Source organism: Roseicyclus persicicus, assembly GCF_012395815.1.
GTDB lineage: Bacteria > Pseudomonadota > Alphaproteobacteria > Rhodobacterales > Rhodobacteraceae > Roseicyclus > Roseicyclus persicicus.
In genome coordinates this window covers 182282-203857 of the sequence record NZ_JAAZQQ010000005.1, presented here as the reverse complement: position 1 = coordinate 203857, position 21576 = coordinate 182282, and the positions used below count along the sequence as shown (strand labels likewise).

Sequence of the window (21576 nt, the reverse complement as noted above, 5' to 3'; positions counted from 1 at the left end):
CTTCTACTCATTTTGTCGGGGGGCGCAAGGGGTCAGGCGGGCGGGTCGTCGCGCATCCGGTCGCGGAGCGCGGCCAGGCGGGACACCAGCCGCGCCCGGACCGCCGGCGGAACGCGGGCGGGGTCGGCGGCGACGGCGAGCAGCCGGTCGAAGGCGTCGTCCTCGGGCGCGGGGGGCAGGGCGGGCTCCGGTTCGGGTTCCGGTTCCGGTTCCGGCTGGGGTTCCGGTTCCGGTTCCGGCTGGGGCTCCGGCTCCGACTCAGGTTCGGGCTCAGGCTCCAGCTCGGGCTCAGGCTCAGGCTCAGGCTCAGGCTCCAGCCCCGGCTCCAGCTCGGCCGCCTCGTCCTCGGGCAGCACCTCGGCCTCGTCGAAGGCGAAGCTGGCCTGTTTCGTGGGGCTGGCGGGGGCGGGGCGCGTCGCGTCCTCGGCGGCGGCGTCCTCGATCCAGGCGGCGGCGTCGTTGTCGATCGCCTCCTCCGTGTCCGGCAGGTCCAGCGGCGGGGACAGGGCGGCGATGGCGGCGACGCCCTCCTCGCGCAGCATCTTCTGCACCCCGCGGATCGTCAGGCCGCGGTCGTGCAGCAGCACCTTGATCCCGCCCACCAGCTCCATGTCGGCGGGGCGGTAGTAGCGCCGCCCGCCGGCGCGTTTCACCGGCTTGATCTGCGGAAACTTCGATTCCCAGAAGCGCAGCACATGGGCGGCGACATCCAGCCATTCCGCCACCTCGCGGATCGTCCGGAAGGCTTGCGACGATTTCGCCATGGCCGGTGTGCCCCGCCTCTGCCCGTTGCCCTGCGGCCCGGCCCCGTGCCGTGCGGGGCCCGACCTCAGCCGCGATTGCCCGCCGCGACCCTGTCCTTCATCAGGTGCGAGGGCCGGAAGGTCAGCACGCGGCGCGGGCTGATCGGCACCTCTTCCCCGGTCTTCGGGTTGCGCCCCACCCGGGCGGCCTTGGACCGCACCGAAAAGGTCCCGAAGGACGATATCTTGACCTGCTCGCCATCGACGAGCGAGTCGGACATCAATTCCAGCACCCGTTCCACGAGCTGCGCGCTTTCGTTGCGCGACAGGCCCACTTCGCGGAACACCGCCTCGGACAGGTCCATCCGTGTCAGCGTCTTGTTTGCCATCTGTTCCGTCCCCCTGGTGATGCCACAGGATGAGCGAAGGGATTTCTCAAGTCAATCTAGAGACTTGGGGCGCGGCGCTTATCCGCTGCCCGAACGTCACCAGCGCAGCACCACCGCGCCCCAGGCAAGGCCCCCGCCGATCGCCTCGCAGACCAGCAGGTCGCCCGGCTTGATCTGCCCGCGCGCCACCCCAACCGACAGCGCCAGAGGGATCGACGCGGCCGAGGTGTTGCCGTGGTCCTGCACCGTCACCACGACGCGGTCCATGTCGACGCCCATCTTCTGGGCGGTGCGGCTGATGATCCGCAGGTTCGCCTGGTGCGGCACGATCCAATTGACATCCGCCGCCGCGACGCCCGCCTTGTCCAGCGCGGCGTGGGCGGTTTCGGCAAGCTTTTCAACGGCATGGCGGAACACCTCGCGGCCCTCCATGCGCAGGACGCCGGCGGTCTGCGACGACGACACGCCGCCGTCGACATAGAGCAGGTCGCGGTAGCGGCCGTCGGAATGCAGGTCGGTCGACAGGATGCCGCGGTCGGCGGGCGTGCCGGCCTCCTCGCGGGCCTCCAGCACCAGCGCGCCGGCGCCGTCGCCGAACAGCACGCAGGTCGAGCGGTCGGTCCAGTCGAGGATGCGGCTGAAGGTCTCGGCGCCGATCACCAGCGCGCGCTTTGCCTGCCCCGAGACGATCAGCGCGTTGGCATTGGCCAGCGCGTAGACGAATCCGGCGCAGACCGCCTGCACGTCGAAGGCGAATCCCCTCTCCATCCCGAGGCCGGCCTGCACCATGGTGGCGCAGGACGGAAAGGTGAGGTCGGGGGTCGAGGTGGCGACGACGACCGCGTCGATGTCGGCGGCCTGAAGGCCGGCCATCTCCAGCGCGGCGCGGGCGGCGGCGACGGCCATCTGGCTGGTGGTCTCGCCCTCGGCGGCGAAGTGGCGCCGCTCGATGCCCGAGCGCGCGCGGATCCATTCGTCGGTGGTGTCGAGCGTCGCCTCGAACTCGGCGTTCTCGACCACGCGGGCGGGCAGGTAGTGACCGATCCCGATGGGTACCGCGCGGATCATGCTTGTCCGGCCTCCGTCTGCATGGCGGCCGCGGCCGCCTGTTCGGCATGGGCGATGCGCGCCGCGAGCCGTTCGCTGAACCCGGCCGCGGCCAGACGCGCGGCCAGCTTGATCGCGGCCGCGACCCCGGTCGCGTCGGCCGAGCCGTGGGATTTCACGACCGTCCCGTTCAGCCCCAGGAACACGCCGCCGTTGACCCGGCGCGGGTCGATCCGCTTGGACAGGCGGCGCAGCGAGGTGTAGGCCAGCACCGCCGCGATGCGCGACAGGGGCGAATAGCGGAACGCCTCTTCCAAGAGGTCGCGGATCAGGCGCGCGGTGCCCTCGCCGGTCTTGAGCGCGACGTTGCCGGTGAAGCCGTCGGTCACGATCACGTCGGCCTTGGCCGAGGGCAGGTCGCTGCCCTCGACGAAGCCGACGAACTCGAAATCGGCGGCGGCGCTGACGCGCTCGATCAGCTCGGCGGCCAGCTTCAGCTCGGCGCGGCCCTTGTGTTCCTCGGTGCCGACGTTCAGGAGCCCCACCCGCGGCCGGGCCAGGTCGAGCCCGTTGCGGGCATAGCTCGCCCCCATCAGCGCGTATTGCAGCAGGTCGCCCGCGTCGGCGCGGATGTCGGCGCCGACATCCAGCATCACGTTGAAGCCCTTGGGATTGCGCGACGGCCACAGGCAGGCGATGGCGGGGCGGTTCACGCCCTCGATCTTGCGCAGGCGCATCATCGACAGCGCCATCAGCGCGCCGGTGTTGCCGCAGCTGACGGCGGCGCCGGCCTCGCCCGCGCGCACCGCCTCGATGCAGGACCACATCGAGGTGTCCTTGCCCTGCCGCACCACCAGCGAGGGCTTGGCGTCCATCGTCACCACGCCCTCGGCGTGGCGGATCTCGCAGCGGTCGGCGAGGTCACGCCGCTTGTCGACGAGCCGTTCCAGCTCGGGGCGGTTGCCGTGCAGGATGAAGCGCAGGGCGGGGTTCTTGGCGGCCGCGGTCGCCATGCCCGCAACGACGGCGGACGGCCCGAGGTCGCCCCCCATCGCGTCGATGGACAGGACCGTGCCGGGGACGTCCTTGGCCGTAAGTGCCGTGCCGTCGCTCATGCCCCCGGTCGCCTCGCCGCCTCGGGAATTGCCCGGGCTCAGGCCGCGTCTTCGTCGAGGTCGACCTCGTCGGCCTTGGCGATGACCTCGCGGTCATTGTAGGTGCCGCAGGACGGGCAGACATGGTGCGGGCGCTTGAGTTCGCCGCAGGACGGGCACTCGTTGGGGTTCGCGGCGACCAGCGCATCATGGGCGCGGCGCATACCGCGCCGGGAGCGCGTCACTCGGTTCTGGGGGACAGCCATGTCACAACCTCGGTCTTTGTGGGGCGATCGCGGTGCGGGCCGCCCGATGCAGTAATACTCTCGTCTCTCCGGTCGCCTTCGGCGTCCCCTCGCGCGGCCTGTCCGACCCGCGCCGGGTGGCTGGAAACGGAGCGGTCATCCCGCACCCGGAGCCGGTGGCGAATGAGGCCGGGAACATACTCCGATTCCGGGGCGGCGCAACCCCTTTTCCAGCCCTGCGTGTCACCCCTCCGGATCGGGCTCGCCCGCGTCCTTCAGGCGGTCGCGCAGGGCCGCCAGACCGGCCAGGGGCTTGGCGTCCTCGTCGGTCAGGGGCGCCACGCCGGGCGGCGCGAAGGCGGCCTCGCCCAGCTCCGATCCCGGCGCGCGCGGGTAGAGCGGCAGCGCCAGCGCCAGCGCCTCGGCCATCACCGCCCCGAGGTCGAGCGTCGCCGGCAACGGCTCGGCGGTGTCGTCCTCGGGCATCTCGACCTCGTCGGCCCCCTCGGGCTCGGGCATCTCGGCCAGGTAGCGGCGCAGCACGGGCTCGTCGAGGCGGGTGGTCACCGGCTCGGTCGTCACCACGCAGGGCTGCACCACGGTCGCGCCCAGCTCGGCCTCCAGACGCCAGTCGCGCTTGCCCTCGGGCACCAGCCGCCCGGCAAAGCGCAGCTTGCGCAGGCCGATCAGGCCCAGCTCGGCCGCCAGCGCGGCGCGCGCCTCGGCCTCGGGCCGCAGGTCGAAGGCCGCCTCGCTGCCGCGGGGCAGGCGGGCCAGGTGGAGGATCTCGTCGCGCGGGGCCATGGCTTGCCCTTTCTCGGCTGCGTCGCAAACTTGCCCTGTGGGCCGGGGTAAGCTAAGCGGATAGAAAGCTTTCGGCGTCGCCGCAAGGGCGGCGGGCGCACGGGGGCCGGCGAGATCGGGCAAGAGGGCAGAGATGGTCAGGACGCATCGCGCAATCCGCAGGGGCCTTGTGGGGCTCGCGCTGGCCCTGTCGCTCGCCGCCTGTTCCGCGACCTTCGACAACCACGGCTACGTGCCCCCGCCCGAGGAGCTGGCCACCGTCAACATCGGCGACAGCCGCGAGGCGGTGGCCGAGGCGATCGGCACCCCCGGCGCCGCCGGCGTGATGCGCGACGAGGCGTGGTTCTACACCGCCTACCGGGTGCGCAACTACGCCTACCAGGCGCCGCAGGTGATCGAGCGGCAGATCCTCGCCGTGTCCTTCGACCCGGCCGGCCGGGTGACCAACATCGAGGAGTTCGGCCTGCAGGACGGCAACATCGTGCAGCTGTCCCGGCGCGTGACCACCAGCTCGGTGCGCGAGGTGTCGTTCCTCAGCCAGATCCTGTCCAACTTCGGCCGGATCAACATCGGCAACGCGCTCGGCGGCAACTGACGCGCCGCCCTTGTCGCAGGGCCGACATCGGCGCATCCTAGGCTGCGGCGACCCGGCGACGGGATCGGCAAGGCAGGAGCGGACCCCATGTTGAACCTCGCGAAGGGCCGGTACCGGGCCCGGCTGGCGGACGGCGCGGAGGATGTCGCGGCGGCGCAGCGGCTGCGGACGCTGGCCTTCCGCGGGCCCGGCGCCGACCGGCTGGACGCCGACGCCTTCGACGCCGCCTGCACCCATGTTCTGGTCGAGGACATCCGCTCGGGCACGCTGGTCTGCTGCTTTCGCCTGTTGCCGCTGCCCTCGGGCGCCGAGATCGGACGCAGCTATTCGGCGCAGTTCTACGAGCTGTCGGCGCTGGCGGGATTCGACGGGCCGATGGTCGAGATGGGGCGCTTCTGCATCCACCCCGACTGGCGCGACCCCGACATCCTGCGCGTCGCCTGGGGCGCGATGACGGCCTGGGTCGATGCCGAGGGGGTGGAGATGCTGTTCGGCTGTTCCTCCTTCCACGGCACCGAGGCGCGCGACTACTACGACGCCTTCGCGCTCCTGCGCGACCGGCACATCGCGCCCAAGCGCTGGCTGCCGCGGGTCAAGGCGCCGGCCGTGTTCCGCTTTGCCGCGCGGCTCCGGCGCAAGCCCGACCTCAAGCGCGCGCAGGCCAAGATGCCGCCGCTCCTGCGCACCTACCTGCTGATGGGCGGCTGGGTCAGCGACCACGCGGTGATCGACCGCGACCTCGGTACGCTGCACGTGTTCACGGGGCTGGAGATCCGCGCCGTGCCGCCGGCCCGCGCGCGGCTCCTGCGGGCGGTGGCGGGGTAGGGAAAGCACGCCTTGAGCGGGCCGGGGGCGGGCGGCATCCTTGCGCCGTGACCCTGCCCCGGAGGCCCGCGCCCCGCATGACCCGCCTTGCCCTGTCGATCCCGGTTCTCGCCCTTGCGGCCTGTGTCGGCGCCGACCGGCCGCCCGAGGTGCGCCGCGACGTGCCCGCCTTCCTGTTCTGCACCCCCGAGGGGGTCAGCCCGCTGGCCGCCACGCTGGTCGGCCGCCCGCTGGACGAGGCGCGGCCCTATGCCGACGCGGCGGGTGTGCTGGTGGACATCGCCGAGATCCAGCCGGACGGGTCCGTCCTGCAACTGGCGATCGAGACCACCGATATCCTGACCATCCTCCATCGGGACCGGGTGGTGCAGAGCGTCAGCTGCATTCCGCGTGACCTGTGCACGGGGGAGTTGCGGGGGTTCTCGCAGCTTTGCCGCTGACCCGGCGCGCGGCGCGCAGGCCGGCGTGCAGCGGGGCAAGCGCGCCCGCCTCGGCCCAGGTGCCCCCCATCGGGCGCATCTCCGCCCCGCTGCCGAGCTTGAAGCGCGCGAGGCCGGGGGACTGGCGGGCATCGCAGGCCCCGAGGTCGACCGCCGACACGCCCGCCGCCCGCAACTCGCCCATCGCCCGCCACAGCAGCAGGCCGTGCGCCGACGCCGCCCGCCCCGCCGCGTCGGCCCAGCCGACCAGGTAGGTCGCCGTGCCCCCGTGCCGCGCGAAGAGCATCGCCGCGACCGTCCGCCTGTGCAGCTGTGCGGTGGCCAGCGTCAGCGCGCCCGGCTCCGCCGCCGCCATCGCCGCGATCAGGGTAGGGGGCAGGTTGCGGTAGCCGCGCGCGGCCTGCTGCGCCGCCTCGCAGGCCAACAGCCAGTGGTGCGGGTCGGGCGGCATCGGGCCCTGCCCGACCGCCAGCCCCTGCCGCTGCCCGTGCCGCAGGCGGTTGCGCCACTTGCCGTCCATCCGCGCCAGCCAGTCGTCGAGCGTGCCGTCGAGCGACAGCATCGCCACGCCGCGGGGCCGCGCGAGCCGGATCAGCCCCGCCCGGGCCAGCGCCGCGCCCTGCGCGGGCGACGCGGCATTGACGATCAGCACCCGGGCGGCCAGCGCCGCGCGCAGGTCGCCGGGCAGGTCGGCCGCGCGCGAGACCAGCGCCACCCGGCCGAGGCCGGGCCAGGCGCGGTGCAGCGCCAGCACCGGCCCGTGACGGGCCACGCCCGCGCCGATCCGCGCCAGCGCGGCGGCGTAGAGGTCGGATTGCTGGAGCGGGCAGGGGCCAGGGGCGGTCATGGGCGGGATCCTGCCCCGCCCCTGCCTAACGTCCGGTTAATCCTGCAGGACGACGAGCGCGTGCCGCTTCTTGCCGGCGCTGAGCTTGATCGGCCGGGCGAGGTCGGCGGCCGTCACCATCACGCCCGCGTCGGTCAGGGCCGCGTCGTTCATCCGCGCGCCGCCCTCGGCGATCAGGCGCTTGGCCTCCTTGCCCGAGGCGGCCAGCCCCGAGCGCGTGATCAGCTGCGCGACCGAGATGCCCTCGCCGATCTCGGCGGCGGTGAGCGCCAGCGTCGGCAGCTCCTCGCCCGCGCCGCCCTTTTCGAACACCTCGCGCGCGGTCGCCTCGGCGGCGGCGGCGGCCTCGGGCCCGTGCAGGAGCGCGGTGACCTCGTTGGCGAGGATGATCTTGGCGGCGTTGATCTCGGCCCCCTCCAGCGCGCCGAGCCTGTCGCATTCGGCCACCGGCAGCTCGGTGTAGAGCTTGAGGAAGCGGCCCACGTCGGCGTCGGTGGTGTTGCGCCAGAACTGCCAGAACTCGTAGGGGCTGAGCATCCCGGCATCGAGCCAGACGGCGCCGCCCTGCGACTTGCCCATCTTGCGCCCGTCGGACGTGGTCAGGAGCGGCGTGGTCAGGCCGAAGATCTCGGCATCGAGCACCCGGCGCGTCAGGTCGACGCCGTTGACGATGTTGCCCCACTGGTCCGAGCCGCCCATCTGCAAGAGGCAGCCCTCGCGGCGGTAGAGCTCGAGGAAGTCGTAGGCCTGCAGGATCATGTAGTTGAATTCGAGGAAGCTGAGGCTCTGCTCGCGGTCGAGGCGCGATTTCACGGATTCGAAGGACAGCATCCGGTTGACCGAGAAGTGCCGCCCGATGTCGCGCAGGAACTCGAGGTAGTTGAGGCCGTCGAGCCACTCGGCGTTGTTGAGCATCACGGCGCCAGCCTCGCCCGCCCCGTAATCGAGGTAGCGGTCGAAGACGCGCTGCATGTTGCCGATGTTCTCGTCGATCTGGGCCGCCGACAGGAGCGGGCGTTCGTCGGCGCGGAAGCTGGGGTCGCCCACCTTGGTGGTGCCCCCGCCCATCAGGGTGATCGGCCGGTTGCCGGTCTTCTGCCACCAGCGCAGCAGCATGATGTTCAGCAGGTGGCCGACATGCAGCGACTTCGCCGTGGCGTCGTAGCCGATGTAGCAGGTGACCGGACCCTCGATCAGCTTGTCGTCGAGGCCCTGCAGGTCGGTGCAGTCGGCCAGGAATCCGCGCGCGATGATCTCGCGCAGGAACTCCGATTTGGGCTGGTAGGTCATCGGGTCGCGGTCCATGTTCCGAGGCGTCGTGGGGCGAGGCTATAGCGGGCGGAACCGTGAAGGGAAAGAGCGACAAGGGCAGGCCGATGCGCGTCGCGGGCGCGATGTCGGGCACCTCGATGGACGGGGTGGACCTGGCCGTGATCGAGACCGACGGGGTGGCGGTCCTGGGCTTCGGCGAGACGCGCTACCGGCCCTACGGCGCGGCCGAGCGCGCCGCGATCCGCGCCGCGCTGGGGCGCTGGCCGGGCGAGCCGGGCGTGGCCGAGGCCGCGCGGGTGGTTGAGGACGCGCATCTGGAGGTGCTGGCGGGGCTCGAGGGGGTCGCGGCCTTTGGTTTTCATGGCCAGACGCTGGCGCATGACCCCGAGGGGCGGCGCACCCACCAGGCGGGCGACGGGGCGCGGGTTGCGGCGGCCGCGGGGCTGACCACGGTGTGGGATTTCCGGTCGAACGACATGGCGTTCGGCGGGCAGGGCGCGCCGCTGGCGCCCTTCTATCACTGGGCGCTGGCGCGGTTCATCGGGGCGGCGGGGCCGGTGGCCTTTCTCAATCTCGGGGGCGTGGGGAACATTTCCTGGGTCAATCCGCGCCTGCCGCGGCCCGAGGAGCCGGGGGCCTGCCTTGCCTTCGACACCGGGCCCGCGAACGCGCCGATCGACGACCTGGTGCGGGTGCGGCTGGGCGAGGGCTTCGACCGCGACGGGCGGCTGACCCGGGCCGGCCGGGTCGATGCCGAGACGGTGGCGGTGTTCCTCGACGACATCTATTTCCGCCGGATGCCGCCGAAGTCGCTCGACCGCGACGCGTTCCCGCGGCTTGCCGAGTGGGTGGCGGGGATGGCGGATGCGGATGCGGTGGCGACGCTGGCGGCCTGTTGCGCGGGCGCCGTGGCGCAGGGGCTGGAGCATCTGCCGGCGCGGCCCGGGCGGCTTTTTGTGACCGGGGGCGGGCGGCTGAACCCCGGGCTGATGGAGATGCTGGCGGTGGCGACGGGCTGCGAGGTGGCGCCGGTGGAGGCGGTGGGGCTCGACGGCGATTTCCTGGAGGCGCAGGCCTTTGCCTACCTCGCGGCGCGGGTGCTTCTCGGTCTGCCGACCTCGGCGCCGGGGACCACGGGCGTCGCCGCAGCGGTCGGGGGCGGGCGGGTGTCGCGGGTGTGAGGCGTCGTTTGGGGGCGCTGCCCCCAAGCCCCCGGAGTATTTCCGAAGCAAAGATGAGGGGTCAGGCGCGGGCGGCGCGGGCGCCGCGGATCATCGCGGCGGTGTAGATCACCAGCGCGGCCCAGATCAGCGGGAAGGCCACGGCGCGGGCCGGGCCGAAGGGTTCGGCGAAGACGAAGACGGCGATCAGGAAGATCATCGTCGGCGCGATGTATTGCAGGATGCCGATGGTGGAGAGCCGGAGCCCCTTGGCGCCGTTGGCGTAGAGCATGAGCGGGACCGCCGTGACCGCGCCGGTGCCGACGAGGAGCGCCGTGTCGGCCCAGCCGGTGGTCGCGAAATGGCCGTCGCCGCCGAGCCAGAGCAGGTAGGCCAGCGCGGGCGGCGACAGGAGCAGCACCTCGAGCAGGAAGCCCTGGTTCGGGCCGATGGGCAGCGTCTTGCGCAGGAAGCCGTAGACGCCGAAGGTCGCCATCAGCACCAGCGCCACCCAGGGCAGGACGCCCGCGGACACCGTCAGTATGCCGACTGCGACGGCGGCCAGCCCGACCGCGACCCATTGCGCCGGCGCGAGGCGTTCGCGCAGGATCACCGCGCCGAGGGCGACGGAGAACAGCGGGTTGATGTAGTAGCCGAGCGCCGCGTCGAGCGCGCGGTCATTGGCGATGGCCCAGACATAGACCCCCCAGTTGACCGAGATCAGCGCCGCCGTCACCGCGGCCATGCCCACCATGCGCGGCGTGCGGAGCGCGCGGACGAGATCGGCGGTGCGCCCGAGCGCGAGCAGCACGAGCCCCGCGATGGGCACCGACCACAGGATGCGGTGGGCGATGATCTCGACCGGGGCGATGTGGTCGACGGCCTTCATGTAGAGCGGCAGGAAGCCCCAGATGAGATAGGCCCCGACCGCGTAGGCGAAGCCCGCGGGGGTGTCTCCGGTCTGGGGGGAGGGGGTCGTCATGGCGGCGGGACTAGCCGATCCCGCGGGCGCGGGCGAGCGCGATTTCGCGATCCCCGGCATCACGGGTCGTGATGGATCAGCCGCGCGGGATGTCGAACCCTTCTGGGGCGAGGGTGAAGCCCGCGAACTGGAAGCCGGGCGAGACGGTGCAGGACACCAGCGTGTGGTCGCCGGTCGTGCGCGCCGCCTGCCAGTGCTGCGCCGGCACGATCAGCTGCGGGGCGCCGGCGTCGAGGTCGGGGGTCAGCAGGTGGTCGGTGGCGGGGCCGGCCTCGGTCGCGGCCAGCGACAGGACGAGGGGCGCGCCGGCGTGCCAGAGCCAGATCTCGGTCGCGTCGACCCGGTGCCAGTGGCTGAGCTCGCCGGCCCTGAGCAGGAAGTAGATGCAGGTGCCGCTGGGCCGGCCCGGGCCCTCGGCGACCCAGGTCTGGCGGTAATGGCCGCCCTCGGGGTGCGGGGCGAGGCCGAGGCGGGCGATGATCTGGTCGGCGGTCATGGGCGCGGGCGGCCTTTCGGGGACGGGGCGGGTGGCCCACAATCTGCCAGCGTGGCCGGGCCGGGGAAAGGGGCGCGCAGCGGCTAGGGGGCCGCGCGGGGCAGGTAGAGCGACACCGCCGTCTCGCCCGGACGCGACCGGATCGTGAGCGTGCCGCCCGACTGCTCGGCGAAGGCCTTGGCCGAGGGCAGGCCGAGGCCCGTTCCCTCGCCCACGCCCTTGGTGGTGTAGAAGGGCTCCAGCGCGCGGCGGGCGGTCTCGGGCGACAGGCCGGGGCCGTCGTCGACGACCGACAGCCGCAGGTAGCGCCCGGGCGCCAGCGTGTGCGGCAGATCGGGGTCGGCGCCGGGGTCGGCCGGGGCCGCCTCGATCACGATGCGCCCCGCCGTCCCCAGCGCGTCGCGGGCGTTGATCACGAGGTTCAGCAGCGCCGCGTTCAGCCGGTCGGTGTCCACGTGCAGCGGCATCGCGTCGAGCGGGACCTGCGGGACGATGCTGATGCCGGCCGGCGTGGTGCGCGCGGCCATCCGGGCCAGCTCCACCACCACCGCCCCGGCGTCGGTCGACACCGGCGACGGCGGCGCGGGGCGCGCGAAGCTCAGCAGTTGGCCGACCAGCGCCGAGGCCCGGAGCGCCGCGGCATGGGCCTCGGCCACCAGCTTGCGCCGTTCCTCCTCGTCCGTGACCTCGGCGTAAAGCTCGAGGTTGCCGCGAAGGACGGTCAGGTTGTTGTTGAAATCATGCGCGATTCCGCCGGTGAGCCGGCCCATCGCCTCCATCTTCTGCGCCTCGGTCGCCCGTTGTGCCGCGTCGCTCAGCCGGTGCCGCACGGCGGTGGTCGCCCGCAGCGCCATCGCGAAATAGCCGAACTCGGCCAGCGCGCAGGCCATCAGCAGCGCCTGCGCCAGCGGCGCGTCGAGCATCGGGAACACGTGCCAGATCACCACGACCACGACACCGCCATGGAGCAGGATGTCGATGGGCAGCAGGCTCCGCGGCGGGGCCGGGCGCCACAGCAGGAACACCACCATCGCCGCCAGCCCCAGCGCCGCCGAGGCCACCAGCGCCGGGTCGCGCGTGACCAGCAGCGCGGTGGGCAGCGTCACGTAGACGAGGTTGATCAGGCCGTATCCGAGGTGCCCGACGACGACCTCCCAGCGCCGCTCGGGGCCCCGGCGGGTCGAGAGGAACAGCCGGTGCAGCGCGTGCAGCCCGATGTAGGCGGCGGCCCAGATCAGGCCCCAGTCCTGCCCGGTGTAGAGGGTGGTCGCCGTCCCGGCGATGGCGACGAGGACCAGCCGCGCCGTGATCTCGACGGGGCTGGAATAGTCTAGCAGGAAGATCTGCCGCAGGGTTTCGGGCCCGGCCGGCTCGGGCGGGGGCAGCCGCCATGCGCCGGGGGCGGCGGGGGCTGTGGCGACGCCGGGGCTGGAGGCGCCGGCTACGGCTTTCGCGCTCGGCCGCACGGGCCGGACCTCGCTCATGCTGGCGCCCTTCCGATCCTCAAACGGGTGCCACCCTCGCCCGACACGGACCCGAGGCTAGCGCAGGAAAAATATTTCACAAGAAATAGTTGGACCGGATGGCCCGGGTCGGGGCTCAGGCCGGGAGGCGGGCGGCGAGATCGCTGAAATCGCGGGCAATCACGTCCCAGCCGGCCTCGGGCGCGAGGTCCAGGGTTTGGCCGGGGCCGTGTTCGGCCGGGCGCGGCACGAATCCCGTCGCCAGCCCCGCGGCGCGGGCGGCGAACAGGTCGTCGTTGTGGGCGGCGACCATCATCACCTCGGCCGGCGCCAGCCGCAGCGCCGCGCAGGCGGCGAGGTAGACCTGCGGCTTGGGCTTGTAGTCGCGGGCGATGTCGGCGCCGAGGATGCAATCCCACGGCAGGCCGGCGTGGCGTGCGAGCCGCGTCATCAGCGCGATGGACCCGTTCGAGCAGGGCGCGACGATGCGGCTGCGTTTCAGCGCCGTGAGGCCGGCCACCACGTCCGGCCAGGGGTCGAGCCGTTCCCACGCCGCGTTCAGGCTGTCGGGGGCGGTGACGCCGAAGCGCGCGGCGACCCGGTGCAGGTTCTCGAGGTGCAGCTCGTCCAGCGCCACGTAGCCCCGCCCGCCCTCGCGGATGCGCGCCATGGCCGGGTCGTATTCCGCCCGCCAGGCGACGGCGAAGGCGGTGGCGTCGACACCCGGCAGCACGGCCGCCACCTCGCGGGCGACGGAGGTCCGCCAGTCCACGCAGGTGCCGAAGACGTCGAAGATGAGGGCCTTGACGGTCATGGTGCGCGCTCCTCCCGCGGCTTGCCGGACAGCGGCGGGTCGCGCCGGGCGGCGGCCTTGTCACGGGGGCGCGGCTGCGGCGCCGTGTTCTCGGCGATGTCGCAGACGGCCTGCCCGATCCGCGCCACCGAGATGGTCACGGCCGCACTCGACAGCGCCGCACCGGCGATGAGAATGGCCCAAAGCAAGCGGTCCGACGGCGACACCGGAATTGCGTCGCCCCCGAACAGGATCGCGCCTGCCAGCACCAGACCCGCCCCCAGCGCCAGCCAGCCGAAGGCCTCGACCAGCGACAGCCAGCCCCGCGTTCCGGCGTAGCGCGACCGCGCCGTCATCCCCGCAGGATGCTCCGCCCCGCGTAGACCGCCGTCTCGCCCAGCATTTCCTCGATGCGGATCAGCTGGTTGTACTTGGCCAGCCGGTCCGACCGCGCGAGGCTGCCGGTCTTGATCTGGCCGCAGTTCGTCGCCACGGCGAGGTCGGCGATGGTGGCGTCCTCGGTCTCGCCCGAGCGGTGCGACATCACGCAGGTCATGCGGTTGCGGTGGGCGAGGCTGACGGCGGCCAGCGTCTCGGAAAGCGTCCCGATCTGGTTCACCTTCACCAGCAGCGCGTTGCCGCAGCCCTTCTCGATGCCCTCGGCCAGCCGCGCGGGGTTGGTCACGAACAGGTCGTCGCCCACCAGCTGCACCCGGTGGCCCAGCACCTCGGTCAGCGTGGCCCATCCGTCCCAGTCGTCCTCGGCGCAGCCGTCCTCGATCGACAGGATCGGGTAGTCGCTGACCAGCGCCTCGAGATAGGCCACGTTCTCGTCCGAGGTCAGGGTTTTGCCTTCGCCGGCAAGGACGTAGCGGCCGTCCCTGAAGTATTCCGTCGAGGCGCAGTCCAGCGCGAGCATGATGTCGTCGCCCGGGGTATAGCCGGCCTTCTCGATGGATTTCAGAATGAAATCAAGCGCCTCGCGGGTAGAGCTGAGGTTGGGCGCAAAGCCGCCCTCGTCGCCGATCCCGGTGGACAGGCCCGCCGCCGACAGCTCCTTCTTCAGCGTGTGGAACACCTCGGACCCGATCCGCACCGCGTCGGCGATGCTGTCGGCCGCGACCGGCATGATCATGAATTCCTGGATGTCGATCGGGTTGTCGGCATGTTCGCCGCCGTTGATGATGTTCATCATCGGCACCGGCAGCACGCGGGCCGCGGTGCCGCCCACGTAGCGGAACAGCGGCTGCTGGGTGTAGTCGGCCGCGGCCTTGGCCACCGCCAGCGACACGCCCAGGATCGCGTTCGCGCCCAGCCGCGCCTTGTTGTCGGTGCCGTCCATCTCGCACAGGAGCGCGTCGATCGCCTCCTGCTCGGTCGCGTCGACGCCCACCAGCCCCTCGGCGATCTCGCCGTTCACGGCGGCGACGGCCTGCAGCACGCCCTTGCCCATGTAGCGGGTCTTGTCGCCGTCGCGCTTCTCCACCGCCTCGTAGGCGCCGGTCGAGGCGCCCGAGGGCACCGCCGCGCGGCCCATGGTGCCGTCCTCCAGCGTCACGTCGACCTCGACGGTGGGGTTGCCCCGGCTGTCCAGGATCTCGCGGGCGTGAATATCGGTGATGAAGCTCATGTCGGTCCCCTTCTTGGGTCGGTTCGGGGGCTCTATAGCAAGGGCGGGCGCCGAGGCGAAGGCCGTTCGCGCGCCCCGCGCTGCGGCCAAAGGTCGGCTCAGGCGGCCCGCCGCCGCGCCTGCGCCTCGCGCCAGAAGCTGTAGAGCCCGGTCGCCACCACCACCCCGACGCCTGCCAGCGTCAGCGCGTCGATGGTCTCGTCGAACACCGCCACCGCGATCGCGAAGGCAAAGACCAGGCGCGTGTAGCGGAACGGCGTCACCACCGCGATCTCGCCCACGCGCATCGCCGCGGTGATGGCGAAATAGGCGACCATGCCCAGCAGGATGCCGCCCAGGATGATCCCGACCATCGCCGCGTCCGGCACCTGCCAGCCGCCCGCGAAGGGGATGAGGATCAGCCCCGCAAGCCCCACCGCGGCAAAGCTGTAGCTCGCCAGCAGCGTCGTCGGCACCGTCTTGGGCACCGGCCGCGTGGCGAGGTCGCGCAAGGACAGCCCGATGGCGGCCGCGACGGCGAACAGGAGGTTCGGATCGAAGGCCGCCGCCCCCGGCCGGATGATCAGGAGCACGCCCGCCAGGCCCACCCCGATCGCGGTCCAGCGCCGCCAGCCCACCTTCTCGCCCAGGAACAGCGCCGCCCCCAGCGTCACCAGAAGCGGGTTGGCCTGAATCACCGCCGACAGCGTCGACAGCGGGATCAGCGACAGCGCGGTCACGAAGGACACGGTCGCCAGCACCTCGGCGCCGTTGCGGATCATCACCGGCCGCATCAGCAAGACCGGGCTCCACCAGCGATGCCCCTGCAGCCCGGCCCAGAGCGCGAACAGGGCCGCGCCCCCGGTGCCGAACAGGAACAGCACCTGCCCCAGCGGCAGGGCCCGGGTGGCAAAGACCAGCACCATGTCGGTCAGCGCGAAGGCCAGCATGGCCAGCGTCATCCACGCCATGCCCTTGATGTTGTCCATCGGATGCTCCCCCTGCCGCGCCCACCGGGCTTACCGCGCGGCACCGGCCGGGAAAAGGCCGAAGGATCCCCCCTTCATCTTTCCCCAAATACGCCCTTCGGGAGCGACCCCGCCACGGCGCGCGCGGGCCGCCCGGCGCGGGCGCTTTCCTCCAGGACAACGCCCCGGGAAACCCCGGGGTTTCCCGTGCGGAAAACGCGCGTTTTCCGCCCCCTCACCGCCGGCGCAGCGGCACCCCGTAGAGCTCCAGCCGGTGGCCCTTGAGCCGGTAGCCGAGCTTTTCCGCGATCCTTTCCTGCAGCGCCTCGATCTCGGGGTCGACGAACTCGATCACCTCGCCGGTGTGCATGTCGATCAGGTGGTCGTGGTGGTCGCGGTCGGCATCCTCGTAGCGCGCGCGTCCGTCGCCGAACTCCAGCCGCTCGATGATGCCCGATTCCTCGAACAGCTTCACCGTGCGGTAGACCGTGGCGATCGAGATCCTCGGGTCGCGGGCCGAGGCGCGGGCGTAGAGCTCCTCGACGTCCGGGTGGTCGGTCGCGGCCTCCAGCACCTGGGCGATCACCCGGCGCTGGTCGGTCATCCGAAGGCCCCTGGCCTCGCAGCGCGCCTCGATCGTGTCGGTCATGGCCGGCCCCCGCTGTGGTCGTGGGCGGCAGGTTTAGGGGATTTGGCGCGGCGAGAAAAGACGCCAGCGGCGCGCGTGCTTGACAGGGCCGGGGCGGGGCGCGACAGGGGCGGGGCAGGGAGGCCGCGGGCATGGCGCAGAAGGATCGGATCGACGCCTTCGGGGCGGTGGGGCTGACGGGCTTCGCGCTGCTGTTCGCGTTCAACCAGGTGGTCATCGCGGTGGTGAACGAGGGGCTGCAGCCGGTGTTCTTCGCCGCGCTGCGCTCGGCGGGCGGGGCGCTGTGCATCTGGCTGTGGATGCTCGCCCGGGGCCTGCCGGTGCGGATCGCCCCCGGCACGGTGCCCGCGGGCCTGCTGATGGGGGTCTTCTTCGCGGTGGAGTTCGTGTGCCTGTTCGTGGCCCTCGACCTCACCACGGTCACCCGGACCTCGGTCATCTTCTACACCATGCCGGTCTGGCTGGCGCTGATGGGCCACGTCCTGATCCCGGGCGAGAGGATCACGGGCCGCAAGGGGGCGGGGCTGGCGCTCGCCTTCGCGGGGGTGGTGATCGCGATCTCGGTGCGGGGCGGGCCCGGGGGCGCGGCGTCGCTGGCGGGCGATCTCTGCGCGCTGGTGGCGGCGATGGCCTGGGCCGGGATCGCGCTGGTCGCCAAGGCCTCGCCGCTCAAGGCGGTGCGCCCGGAGACGCAACTGCTGTGGCAGCTGGTGGTCTCCGCGCCGCTGCTCCTCATCGCCGCTGTCGCCTTCGGGCCCTTCCTGCGGGAGCCCGAGGTGATCCACTGGGCGGGGCTGGGGTTCCAGATCGTGGTCATCGCCTCGGGCGGGTTCCTGTTCTGGCTCTGGATCCTGTCGCTCTACCCGGCGGCTTCGGTCGCGGCGTTTTCCTTCCTGTCGCCGGTCTTCGGCGTCTTCCTCGGCTGGCTCCTGCTGGACGAGCGGGTGGGCTGGGAGATCGGGGCGGCGCTGGGGCTGGTGGTGGCGGGGCTCGTGCTGATCAACCGGCCGGCGCGGGCGTAGGGCAGGGGTTGCGCCGGCTGCGCCGTCGCCGGGGTGCGATTTTTCGTGCGAAAAATCGGTCCCTCTGCCCGGCCGGGGCGCGGGGCGGCGGCCGGGCTTTGCGTATTTGGGGAAAGATGAAGGGGTCAGGTGCCGCAGAAGGTGGCGGTGACGCGCTCGGCCTCGGCGGGCGGGTCCTCGTAGGCGGCGAGGCGCGGGTCGTCGGCGAAGGGCTGGGCGAGGGCGGCCATCAGCGCGTGGAAGGGGCCGAGGTCGTCGGCCACGGCGGCGGCGATGGCCTGCTCGACGCGGTGGTTGCGGGGGATGCGGGCGGGGTTCGTGGCCTGCATCGCGGCGATGCGGGCGGGCTCGTCGCGGCCCTCGGCGGCGAGGCGGGCCTGCCAGCGGGCGAGCCAGGGGTCGAGCGCGGTCGGGTCGATGAATTCGTCGCGGGCAAGGGCCGGGTCGGGGCCCGAGAGGGCGCGGAAGGTGCGGGTGAAGTCGGCGCCGTTGGCCGCCATCCGGTCGAGCAGGTCGAGGGCGAGGGCGGGGTCGTCGTCCCGCGCCGTGGCCAGCCCGAGCTTGGCGCGGAGGACCCCGTGCCAGGCGGCGTCGAAGCGGTCGGAGAAGCCGTTGACGGCGGCGGTGAAGGCCTCGATCCCCTCGTCGCGGTCGGGGACCAGCGGCAGGAGCGCGGTGGCCAGCTGCGCGAGGTTCCAGACCGCGATCTGGGGCTGGTTGGCGTAGGCGTAGCGGCCGTAGTGGTCGATGGAGGAGAACACCGTGTCGGGGTGGTAGGCGTCGAGGAAGGCGCAGGGGCCGTAGTCGATGGTCTCGCCCGAGACGGTCATGTTGTCGGTGTTCATGACGCCGTGGATGAAGCCCACGCCCATCCACTGCGCGACAAGCCGCGCCTGCGCGGCGATCACCGCCTCCAGCAGGCCCAGCGGCCCCTCGGCCTGCGGGTGGTGGCGGGCGATGACGTGGTCGGCCAGCGCCTGCAGCGCGTCCACGTCGCGGCGGGCGGCGAAATACTGGAAGGTGCCGACGCGGATGTGGGAGGCGGCGACGCGGGTGAAGACGGCGCCGGGCAGGAAGCCCTCGCGCACCACGATCTCGCCGGTGGCGACGGCGGCGAGCGCGCGGGTGGTGGGGATGCCGAGGGCGGCCATCGCCTCGGAGACGATGTATTCGCGCAGCACGGGGCCAAGCCAGGCGCGGCCGTCGCCCATGCGGGAATAGGGGGTGCGGCCCGCGCCCTTGAGCTGGATGTCGAAGCGCGCGCCGTCGGGGGCGACCACCTCGCCCAGCAGGATCGCGCGGCCGTCGCCCAGCTGCGGCGACCAGCCGCCGAACTGGTGGCCGGCGTAGACCTGGGCCAGCGGCTCGGCGCCATCGGGCAGGGCGTTGCCGGAAAAGAGGCGGGCGGTTTCGGCGTCATCCTCGGGGAGCGTGAGGCCGAGGCGCGCGGCGAGGCCCGTGTTCACCGCCAGCAGCCGCGGCGCCGTCACCGGCGCGGGCGCCTGGCGGGTGTAGAAGCGCTCGGGCAGGCGGGCGTAGCTGTTGTCGAAGGGAAAGCGGGCGGTCATCGGGGCATCCTTTCCCGGCAGAGATAGGGGCGGGGGCGGGGCGGGCCAAATCCCTTGCAAGGGATTTGGCAAGGCTCTTGCAAGAGCCTTGCGCGGGCTCAGAGCCGCGCGAGGCGCCCGGTGAGCAGCTCGTAGAAGCCGCCCGCGTCCACGTCGCCCATGAAGAGCGCGTTCCTCGGCCGGTCGGTGATGCCCCACCAGTCGGCCACGGTCATGCCGCGGGTCAGCGGCGAGGTGGTCTCGATCTCGACGTTGATGCGGCGCCCGGTGAAGAGGTCGGGCCGGATCAGCCAGGCGGGCACGCAGGGGTCGTGCAGCGGCGCGCCGTCATGGCCGTATTTCTCCATGTCGAAGCGTTCGAAGAAGTCGGTCCATTCGGCGACGGCGTGGGCGACCGCGCTGCCGAGGCCGCGGATCGCCTCGATCCGCGGCCTTGTGGTCAGCACCTTGTGGGTCACGTCGAGCGGCATCACGGTCAGCGGCACGCCGGATCTGAACACGATGTCAGCGGCTTCGGGGTCGACGTAGATGTTGAACTCGGCCGCGGGGGTGATGTTGCCGACCTCGAAATAGGCGCCGCCCATCAGCACGATCTCCTGAACGCGGCCGATGATGTCGGGGGCGGTGCGGAAGGCGGTGGCGATGTTGGTCAGCGGCCCGAGGGGGCAGAGGGTGACGGTCTCGGAGGGGTGGCTGCGGAGCGTGTCGACGATGAAGTCGACGGCGTGGGCGTCCTGCAGGGGCATGGTCGGCTCGGGCAGCACGATGCCGTCGAGGCCGGTCTTGCCGTGGACATGCTCGGCGGTGACCAGCGGCTGCACCAGCGGCCGGTCGCAGCCGGCGAAGACGCGCATGTCGCGGCGGCCGGCCAGTTCGCAGACGATGCGGGCGTTCTTCTGGGTCAGGGCGAGCGGCACGTTGCCGGCCACCGCGGTGAGGCCCAGCACCTCGATCTCCTCGGGGCTGGCCAGCGCCAGCAGGATCGCCACGGCGTCGTCCTGCCCGGGGTCGGTGTCGATGATGATCTTGCGGGTCATGGGGCGCGCGCTCCTGTCGGTCGGGGCGCAGGTGACACCGGCGCGCGGGAGACTTCAATGCCTCCGGCGGGCGTATTTGGGGAAAGATGAAGGGGGCAAAGGAAAAGGCCGCCCCCCGGGGGAGCGGCCTGTCCGACGCGGTGGAGGGGCCTCAGCGGTCCTCGATCTCGACGTAGTCGCGCAGCGTGGCGCCCATGTAGAGCTGGCGCGGGCGGCCGATCTTCATGGCCGGATCGGCCAGCTGTTCCTTCCACTGGGAGATCCAGCCGACGGTGCGCGAGACCGCGAAGATCGGCGTGAACATGGAGGTGGGGAAGCCCATCGCCTCGAGGATGATGCCCGAGTAGAAATCGACGTTCGGGAACAGCTTCTTCTCGGCGAAGTAGTCGTCCTGCAGCGCGATGCGCTCCAGCTCCTTGGCGACCTGCAGGAGCGGGTTGTTCTCGACGCCGAGCAGGTCCAGCACCTCGTCGGCGGACTGCTTCATCACCTTCGCGCGCGGGTCGAAGTTCTTGTAGACCCGGTGGCCGAAGCCCATCAGGCGGAACGGGTCGTTCTTGTCCTTGGCGCGCGCGATGTATTCGGGGATGCGGTCGACGGTGCCGATCTCCTTCAGCATCTCGAGGCAGGCCTGGTTGGCGCCGCCATGGGCGGGGCCCCAGAGGCAGGCGATGCCGGCCGCGATGCAGGCGAAGGGGTTGGCGCCCGAGGACGAGGCGAGGCGTACCGTCGAGGTCGAGGCGTTCTGCTCGTGGTCGGCGTGCAGCGTGAAGATCCGGTCCATCGCGCGGCTCAGGACCGGGTCGACCACGTATTCCTCGGCGGGCACGGCAAAGCACATGCGCAGGAAGTTCGACGCGTAGTCGAGGTCGTTGCGCGGGTACACGAAGGGCTGGCCGATGGAGTACTTGTAAGCCATCGCCGCGATGGTCGGCATCTTGGCGATCAGGCGGTGGCTGGCGATCTCGCGCTGCCGCTCGTCGGTGATGTCGGTGCTGTCATGGTAGAAGGCCGACATAGCGCCGACCACGCCCACCATGGTCGCCATCGGATGCGCGTCCCGCCGGAAGCCCCGGAAGAAGTTGTGCATCTGCTCGTGGATCATGGTGTGGCGGGTGATCGTGGTCTCGAAGTGCTCGAGTTCCGCCGCGGTCGGCAGTTCCCCGTACAGCAGCAGGTAGCAGACCTCGAGGTAATGCGACTTCTCGGCCAGCTGGTCGATCGGGTAGCCGCGGTGCAAGAGCTCGCCCTTGTCGCCGTCGATGAAGGTGATCGCGCTTTCGCACGACGAGGTCGAGGTGAAGCCCGGGTCGTGGGTGAACACGCCCGCCTGCGCGTAGAGCTTGGTGATGTCCACCACGTCCGGCCCCGCCGTCGGCGAGTAGATCGGGAGCGCGAAGCTCTTGCCGTCGATCGTCAAGGTGGCGGTTCTGGTCGAGTCTGCCATGGTCGTCCCTTCTCCAGCGTGGGCTGGCGGGCGCGGGTGTCGCGCCGCACAGCATGGTCGGGGGCCCGGCCCCCCTGGCCC

At 72.0% G+C, this 21576-nt stretch carries 24 protein-coding genes; 5 read left to right on the top strand and 19 right to left on the bottom strand.

The window, feature by feature from the left end; genetic code table 11:
- Positions 1 to 32: 32 nt before the first annotated feature.
- The 6 genes from HCU73_RS14685 to HCU73_RS14660 all read right to left on the bottom strand — a co-directional run bounded on the left by HCU73_RS14685 (position 33) and on the right by HCU73_RS14660 (position 4322).
- Positions 33 to 764, bottom strand: a complete 732-nt coding sequence (locus HCU73_RS14685) for a MerR family transcriptional regulator (RefSeq protein ID WP_168624218.1) — start codon at positions 762 to 764, stop codon at positions 33 to 35.
- Between the two features lie 65 nt (positions 765 to 829).
- Positions 830 to 1132: an integration host factor subunit alpha gene (gene ihfA / locus HCU73_RS14680; protein ID WP_168624217.1), complete on the bottom strand. Its 303-nt coding sequence runs from the start codon at positions 1130 to 1132 to the stop codon at positions 830 to 832.
- A gap of 96 nt (positions 1133 to 1228) precedes the next feature.
- On the bottom strand, positions 1229 to 2200 hold the full coding sequence (locus HCU73_RS14675) for a beta-ketoacyl-ACP synthase III (protein ID WP_168624216.1): 972 nt from the start codon (positions 2198 to 2200) through the stop codon (positions 1229 to 1231).
- On the bottom strand, positions 2197 to 3294 hold the full coding sequence (plsX, locus tag HCU73_RS14670; protein WP_168624215.1) for a phosphate acyltransferase PlsX: 1098 nt from the start codon (positions 3292 to 3294) through the stop codon (positions 2197 to 2199). The genes HCU73_RS14675 and plsX overlap by 4 nt, the downstream gene beginning before the upstream one ends.
- Before the next feature lie 38 nt (positions 3295 to 3332).
- Positions 3333 to 3539 carry a 50S ribosomal protein L32 gene (gene rpmF / locus HCU73_RS14665; RefSeq protein WP_168624214.1) on the bottom strand — a complete coding sequence of 69 codons (207 nt, stop codon included), beginning with the start codon at positions 3537 to 3539 and terminating at the stop codon, positions 3333 to 3335.
- Between the two features lie 222 nt (positions 3540 to 3761).
- On the bottom strand, positions 3762 to 4322 hold the full coding sequence (locus HCU73_RS14660; RefSeq protein WP_168624213.1) for a YceD family protein: 561 nt from the start codon (positions 4320 to 4322) through the stop codon (positions 3762 to 3764).
- A 133-nt stretch (positions 4323 to 4455) separates the two neighbouring features.
- Here HCU73_RS14660 and HCU73_RS14655 point away from each other — a divergent pair, with 133 nt between their 5' ends.
- The 3 genes from HCU73_RS14655 to HCU73_RS14645 all read left to right on the top strand — a co-directional run bounded on the left by HCU73_RS14655 (position 4456) and on the right by HCU73_RS14645 (position 6182).
- A complete protein-coding gene (locus HCU73_RS14655; RefSeq protein WP_168624212.1) occupies positions 4456 to 4917 on the top strand; it encodes an outer membrane protein assembly factor BamE in 462 nt (153 codons plus the stop codon).
- 87 nt (positions 4918 to 5004) lie between these two features.
- Complete coding sequence (locus HCU73_RS14650) at positions 5005 to 5742, top strand: GNAT family N-acetyltransferase (RefSeq protein ID WP_168624211.1); 738 nt, start codon at positions 5005 to 5007, stop codon at positions 5740 to 5742.
- Between the two features lie 77 nt (positions 5743 to 5819).
- Complete coding sequence (locus HCU73_RS14645; RefSeq protein WP_168624210.1) at positions 5820 to 6182, top strand: hypothetical protein; 363 nt, start codon at positions 5820 to 5822, stop codon at positions 6180 to 6182.
- On the opposite strand, the gene HCU73_RS14640 is transcribed toward HCU73_RS14645, so the two are convergent.
- Both HCU73_RS14640 and tyrS read right to left on the bottom strand, forming a co-directional pair.
- Positions 6118 to 7029 carry a GNAT family N-acetyltransferase gene (locus HCU73_RS14640; RefSeq protein WP_168624209.1) on the bottom strand — a complete coding sequence of 304 codons (912 nt, stop codon included), beginning with the start codon at positions 7027 to 7029 and terminating at the stop codon, positions 6118 to 6120. The two genes, HCU73_RS14645 and HCU73_RS14640, sit on opposite strands and share 65 nt — an antisense overlap.
- 36 nt (positions 7030 to 7065) lie before the next feature.
- Positions 7066 to 8319, bottom strand: a complete 1254-nt coding sequence (gene tyrS / locus HCU73_RS14635; protein ID WP_168624348.1) for a tyrosine--tRNA ligase — start codon at positions 8317 to 8319, stop codon at positions 7066 to 7068.
- Positions 8320 to 8405: 86 nt separating this feature from the next.
- On the opposite strand from tyrS, the gene HCU73_RS14630 reads away from it, so the two are divergent.
- Positions 8406 to 9482 (top strand): anhydro-N-acetylmuramic acid kinase, encoded by a 1077-nt coding sequence (locus HCU73_RS14630; RefSeq protein WP_168624208.1) that lies wholly within the window; start codon positions 8406 to 8408, stop codon positions 9480 to 9482.
- A 61-nt stretch (positions 9483 to 9543) separates the two neighbouring features.
- On the opposite strand, the gene rarD is transcribed toward HCU73_RS14630, so the two are convergent.
- The 8 genes from rarD to HCU73_RS14590 all read right to left on the bottom strand — a co-directional run bounded on the left by rarD (position 9544) and on the right by HCU73_RS14590 (position 16421).
- Positions 9544 to 10443, bottom strand: a complete 900-nt coding sequence (rarD, locus tag HCU73_RS14625) for an EamA family transporter RarD (RefSeq protein ID WP_168624207.1) — start codon at positions 10441 to 10443, stop codon at positions 9544 to 9546.
- A gap of 76 nt (positions 10444 to 10519) precedes the next feature.
- The gene (locus tag HCU73_RS14620; RefSeq protein WP_168624206.1) at positions 10520 to 10939 is read right to left on the bottom strand and encodes a cupin domain-containing protein; all 420 of its coding nucleotides are present in this window, start codon (positions 10937 to 10939) and stop codon (positions 10520 to 10522) included.
- A gap of 83 nt (positions 10940 to 11022) precedes the next feature.
- Entirely contained in the window at positions 11023 to 12423 is a 1401-nt protein-coding gene (locus HCU73_RS14615; RefSeq protein WP_168624205.1) for a sensor histidine kinase, read from the bottom strand.
- Between the two features lie 115 nt (positions 12424 to 12538).
- A complete protein-coding gene (locus HCU73_RS14610) occupies positions 12539 to 13216 on the bottom strand; it encodes a haloacid dehalogenase type II (protein ID WP_168624204.1) in 678 nt (225 codons plus the stop codon).
- On the bottom strand, positions 13213 to 13551 hold the full coding sequence (locus tag HCU73_RS14605) for a hypothetical protein (protein ID WP_168624203.1): 339 nt from the start codon (positions 13549 to 13551) through the stop codon (positions 13213 to 13215). Before HCU73_RS14605 ends, HCU73_RS14610 begins: the two co-directional genes overlap by 4 nt.
- Entirely contained in the window at positions 13548 to 14825 is a 1278-nt protein-coding gene (eno, locus tag HCU73_RS14600) for a phosphopyruvate hydratase (protein WP_168624202.1), read from the bottom strand. The genes HCU73_RS14605 and eno overlap by 4 nt, the downstream gene beginning before the upstream one ends.
- 98 nt (positions 14826 to 14923) lie before the next feature.
- Complete coding sequence (locus HCU73_RS18860; protein ID WP_168624201.1) at positions 14924 to 15793, bottom strand: DMT family transporter; 870 nt, start codon at positions 15791 to 15793, stop codon at positions 14924 to 14926.
- Between the two features lie 214 nt (positions 15794 to 16007).
- Positions 16008 to 16421 carry a Fur family transcriptional regulator gene (locus tag HCU73_RS14590; RefSeq protein WP_168624200.1) on the bottom strand — a complete coding sequence of 138 codons (414 nt, stop codon included), beginning with the start codon at positions 16419 to 16421 and terminating at the stop codon, positions 16008 to 16010.
- Positions 16422 to 16552: 131 nt separating this feature from the next.
- On the opposite strand from HCU73_RS14590, the gene HCU73_RS14585 reads away from it, so the two are divergent.
- Complete coding sequence (locus tag HCU73_RS14585) at positions 16553 to 17443, top strand: DMT family transporter (protein ID WP_168624199.1); 891 nt, start codon at positions 16553 to 16555, stop codon at positions 17441 to 17443.
- 125 nt (positions 17444 to 17568) lie between these two features.
- Here the strand turns inward: HCU73_RS14585 and HCU73_RS14580 are convergent, their stop codons facing one another.
- From HCU73_RS14580 to HCU73_RS14570, 3 genes are all read right to left on the bottom strand, one after another.
- Positions 17569 to 19011, bottom strand: coding sequence for a protein adenylyltransferase SelO (locus HCU73_RS14580; protein WP_168624198.1), 1443 nt, complete (start codon positions 19009 to 19011; stop codon positions 17569 to 17571).
- A gap of 98 nt (positions 19012 to 19109) precedes the next feature.
- On the bottom strand, positions 19110 to 20048 hold the full coding sequence (locus HCU73_RS14575) for a nucleoside hydrolase (RefSeq protein ID WP_168624197.1): 939 nt from the start codon (positions 20046 to 20048) through the stop codon (positions 19110 to 19112).
- A gap of 151 nt (positions 20049 to 20199) precedes the next feature.
- The gene (locus tag HCU73_RS14570; RefSeq protein WP_168624196.1) at positions 20200 to 21495 is read right to left on the bottom strand and encodes a citrate synthase; all 1296 of its coding nucleotides are present in this window, start codon (positions 21493 to 21495) and stop codon (positions 20200 to 20202) included.
- Between the last annotated feature and the right edge of the window lie 81 nt (positions 21496 to 21576).

Bases quoted from the DNA above. Each gene is read 5' to 3' on its own strand.
- HCU73_RS14685 (WP_168624218.1), bottom strand. From the start codon at position 764: ATGGCGAAATCGTCGCAAGCCTTCCGGACGATCCGCGAGGTGGCGGAA.
- ihfA (WP_168624217.1), bottom strand. From the start codon at position 1,132: ATGGCAAACAAGACGCTGACACGGATGGACCTGTCCGAGGCGGTGTTC.
- HCU73_RS14675 (WP_168624216.1), bottom strand. From the start codon at position 2,200: ATGATCCGCGCGGTACCCATCGGGATCGGTCACTACCTGCCCGCCCGC.
- plsX (WP_168624215.1), bottom strand. From the start codon at position 3,294: ATGAGCGACGGCACGGCACTTACGGCCAAGGACGTCCCCGGCACGGTC.
- rpmF (WP_168624214.1), bottom strand. From the start codon at position 3,539: ATGGCTGTCCCCCAGAACCGAGTGACGCGCTCCCGGCGCGGTATGCGC.
- HCU73_RS14660 (WP_168624213.1), bottom strand. From the start codon at position 4,322: ATGGCCCCGCGCGACGAGATCCTCCACCTGGCCCGCCTGCCCCGCGGC.
- HCU73_RS14655 (WP_168624212.1), top strand. From the start codon at position 4,456: ATGGTCAGGACGCATCGCGCAATCCGCAGGGGCCTTGTGGGGCTCGCG.
- HCU73_RS14650 (WP_168624211.1), top strand. From the start codon at position 5,005: ATGTTGAACCTCGCGAAGGGCCGGTACCGGGCCCGGCTGGCGGACGGC.
- HCU73_RS14645 (WP_168624210.1), top strand. From the start codon at position 5,820: ATGACCCGCCTTGCCCTGTCGATCCCGGTTCTCGCCCTTGCGGCCTGT.
- HCU73_RS14640 (WP_168624209.1), bottom strand. From the start codon at position 7,029: ATGACCGCCCCTGGCCCCTGCCCGCTCCAGCAATCCGACCTCTACGCC.
- tyrS (WP_168624348.1), bottom strand. From the start codon at position 8,319: ATGACCTACCAGCCCAAATCGGAGTTCCTGCGCGAGATCATCGCGCGC.
- HCU73_RS14630 (WP_168624208.1), top strand. From the start codon at position 8,406: ATGCGCGTCGCGGGCGCGATGTCGGGCACCTCGATGGACGGGGTGGAC.
- rarD (WP_168624207.1), bottom strand. From the start codon at position 10,443: ATGACGACCCCCTCCCCCCAGACCGGAGACACCCCCGCGGGCTTCGCC.
- HCU73_RS14620 (WP_168624206.1), bottom strand. From the start codon at position 10,939: ATGACCGCCGACCAGATCATCGCCCGCCTCGGCCTCGCCCCGCACCCC.
- HCU73_RS14615 (WP_168624205.1), bottom strand. From the start codon at position 12,423: ATGAGCGAGGTCCGGCCCGTGCGGCCGAGCGCGAAAGCCGTAGCCGGC.
- HCU73_RS14610 (WP_168624204.1), bottom strand. From the start codon at position 13,216: ATGACCGTCAAGGCCCTCATCTTCGACGTCTTCGGCACCTGCGTGGAC.
- HCU73_RS14605 (WP_168624203.1), bottom strand. From the start codon at position 13,551: ATGACGGCGCGGTCGCGCTACGCCGGAACGCGGGGCTGGCTGTCGCTG.
- eno (WP_168624202.1), bottom strand. From the start codon at position 14,825: ATGAGCTTCATCACCGATATTCACGCCCGCGAGATCCTGGACAGCCGG.
- HCU73_RS18860 (WP_168624201.1), bottom strand. From the start codon at position 15,793: ATGGACAACATCAAGGGCATGGCGTGGATGACGCTGGCCATGCTGGCC.
- HCU73_RS14590 (WP_168624200.1), bottom strand. From the start codon at position 16,421: ATGACCGACACGATCGAGGCGCGCTGCGAGGCCAGGGGCCTTCGGATG.
- HCU73_RS14585 (WP_168624199.1), top strand. From the start codon at position 16,553: ATGGCGCAGAAGGATCGGATCGACGCCTTCGGGGCGGTGGGGCTGACG.
- HCU73_RS14580 (WP_168624198.1), bottom strand. From the start codon at position 19,011: ATGACCGCCCGCTTTCCCTTCGACAACAGCTACGCCCGCCTGCCCGAG.
- HCU73_RS14575 (WP_168624197.1), bottom strand. From the start codon at position 20,048: ATGACCCGCAAGATCATCATCGACACCGACCCCGGGCAGGACGACGCC.
- HCU73_RS14570 (WP_168624196.1), bottom strand. From the start codon at position 21,495: ATGGCAGACTCGACCAGAACCGCCACCTTGACGATCGACGGCAAGAGC.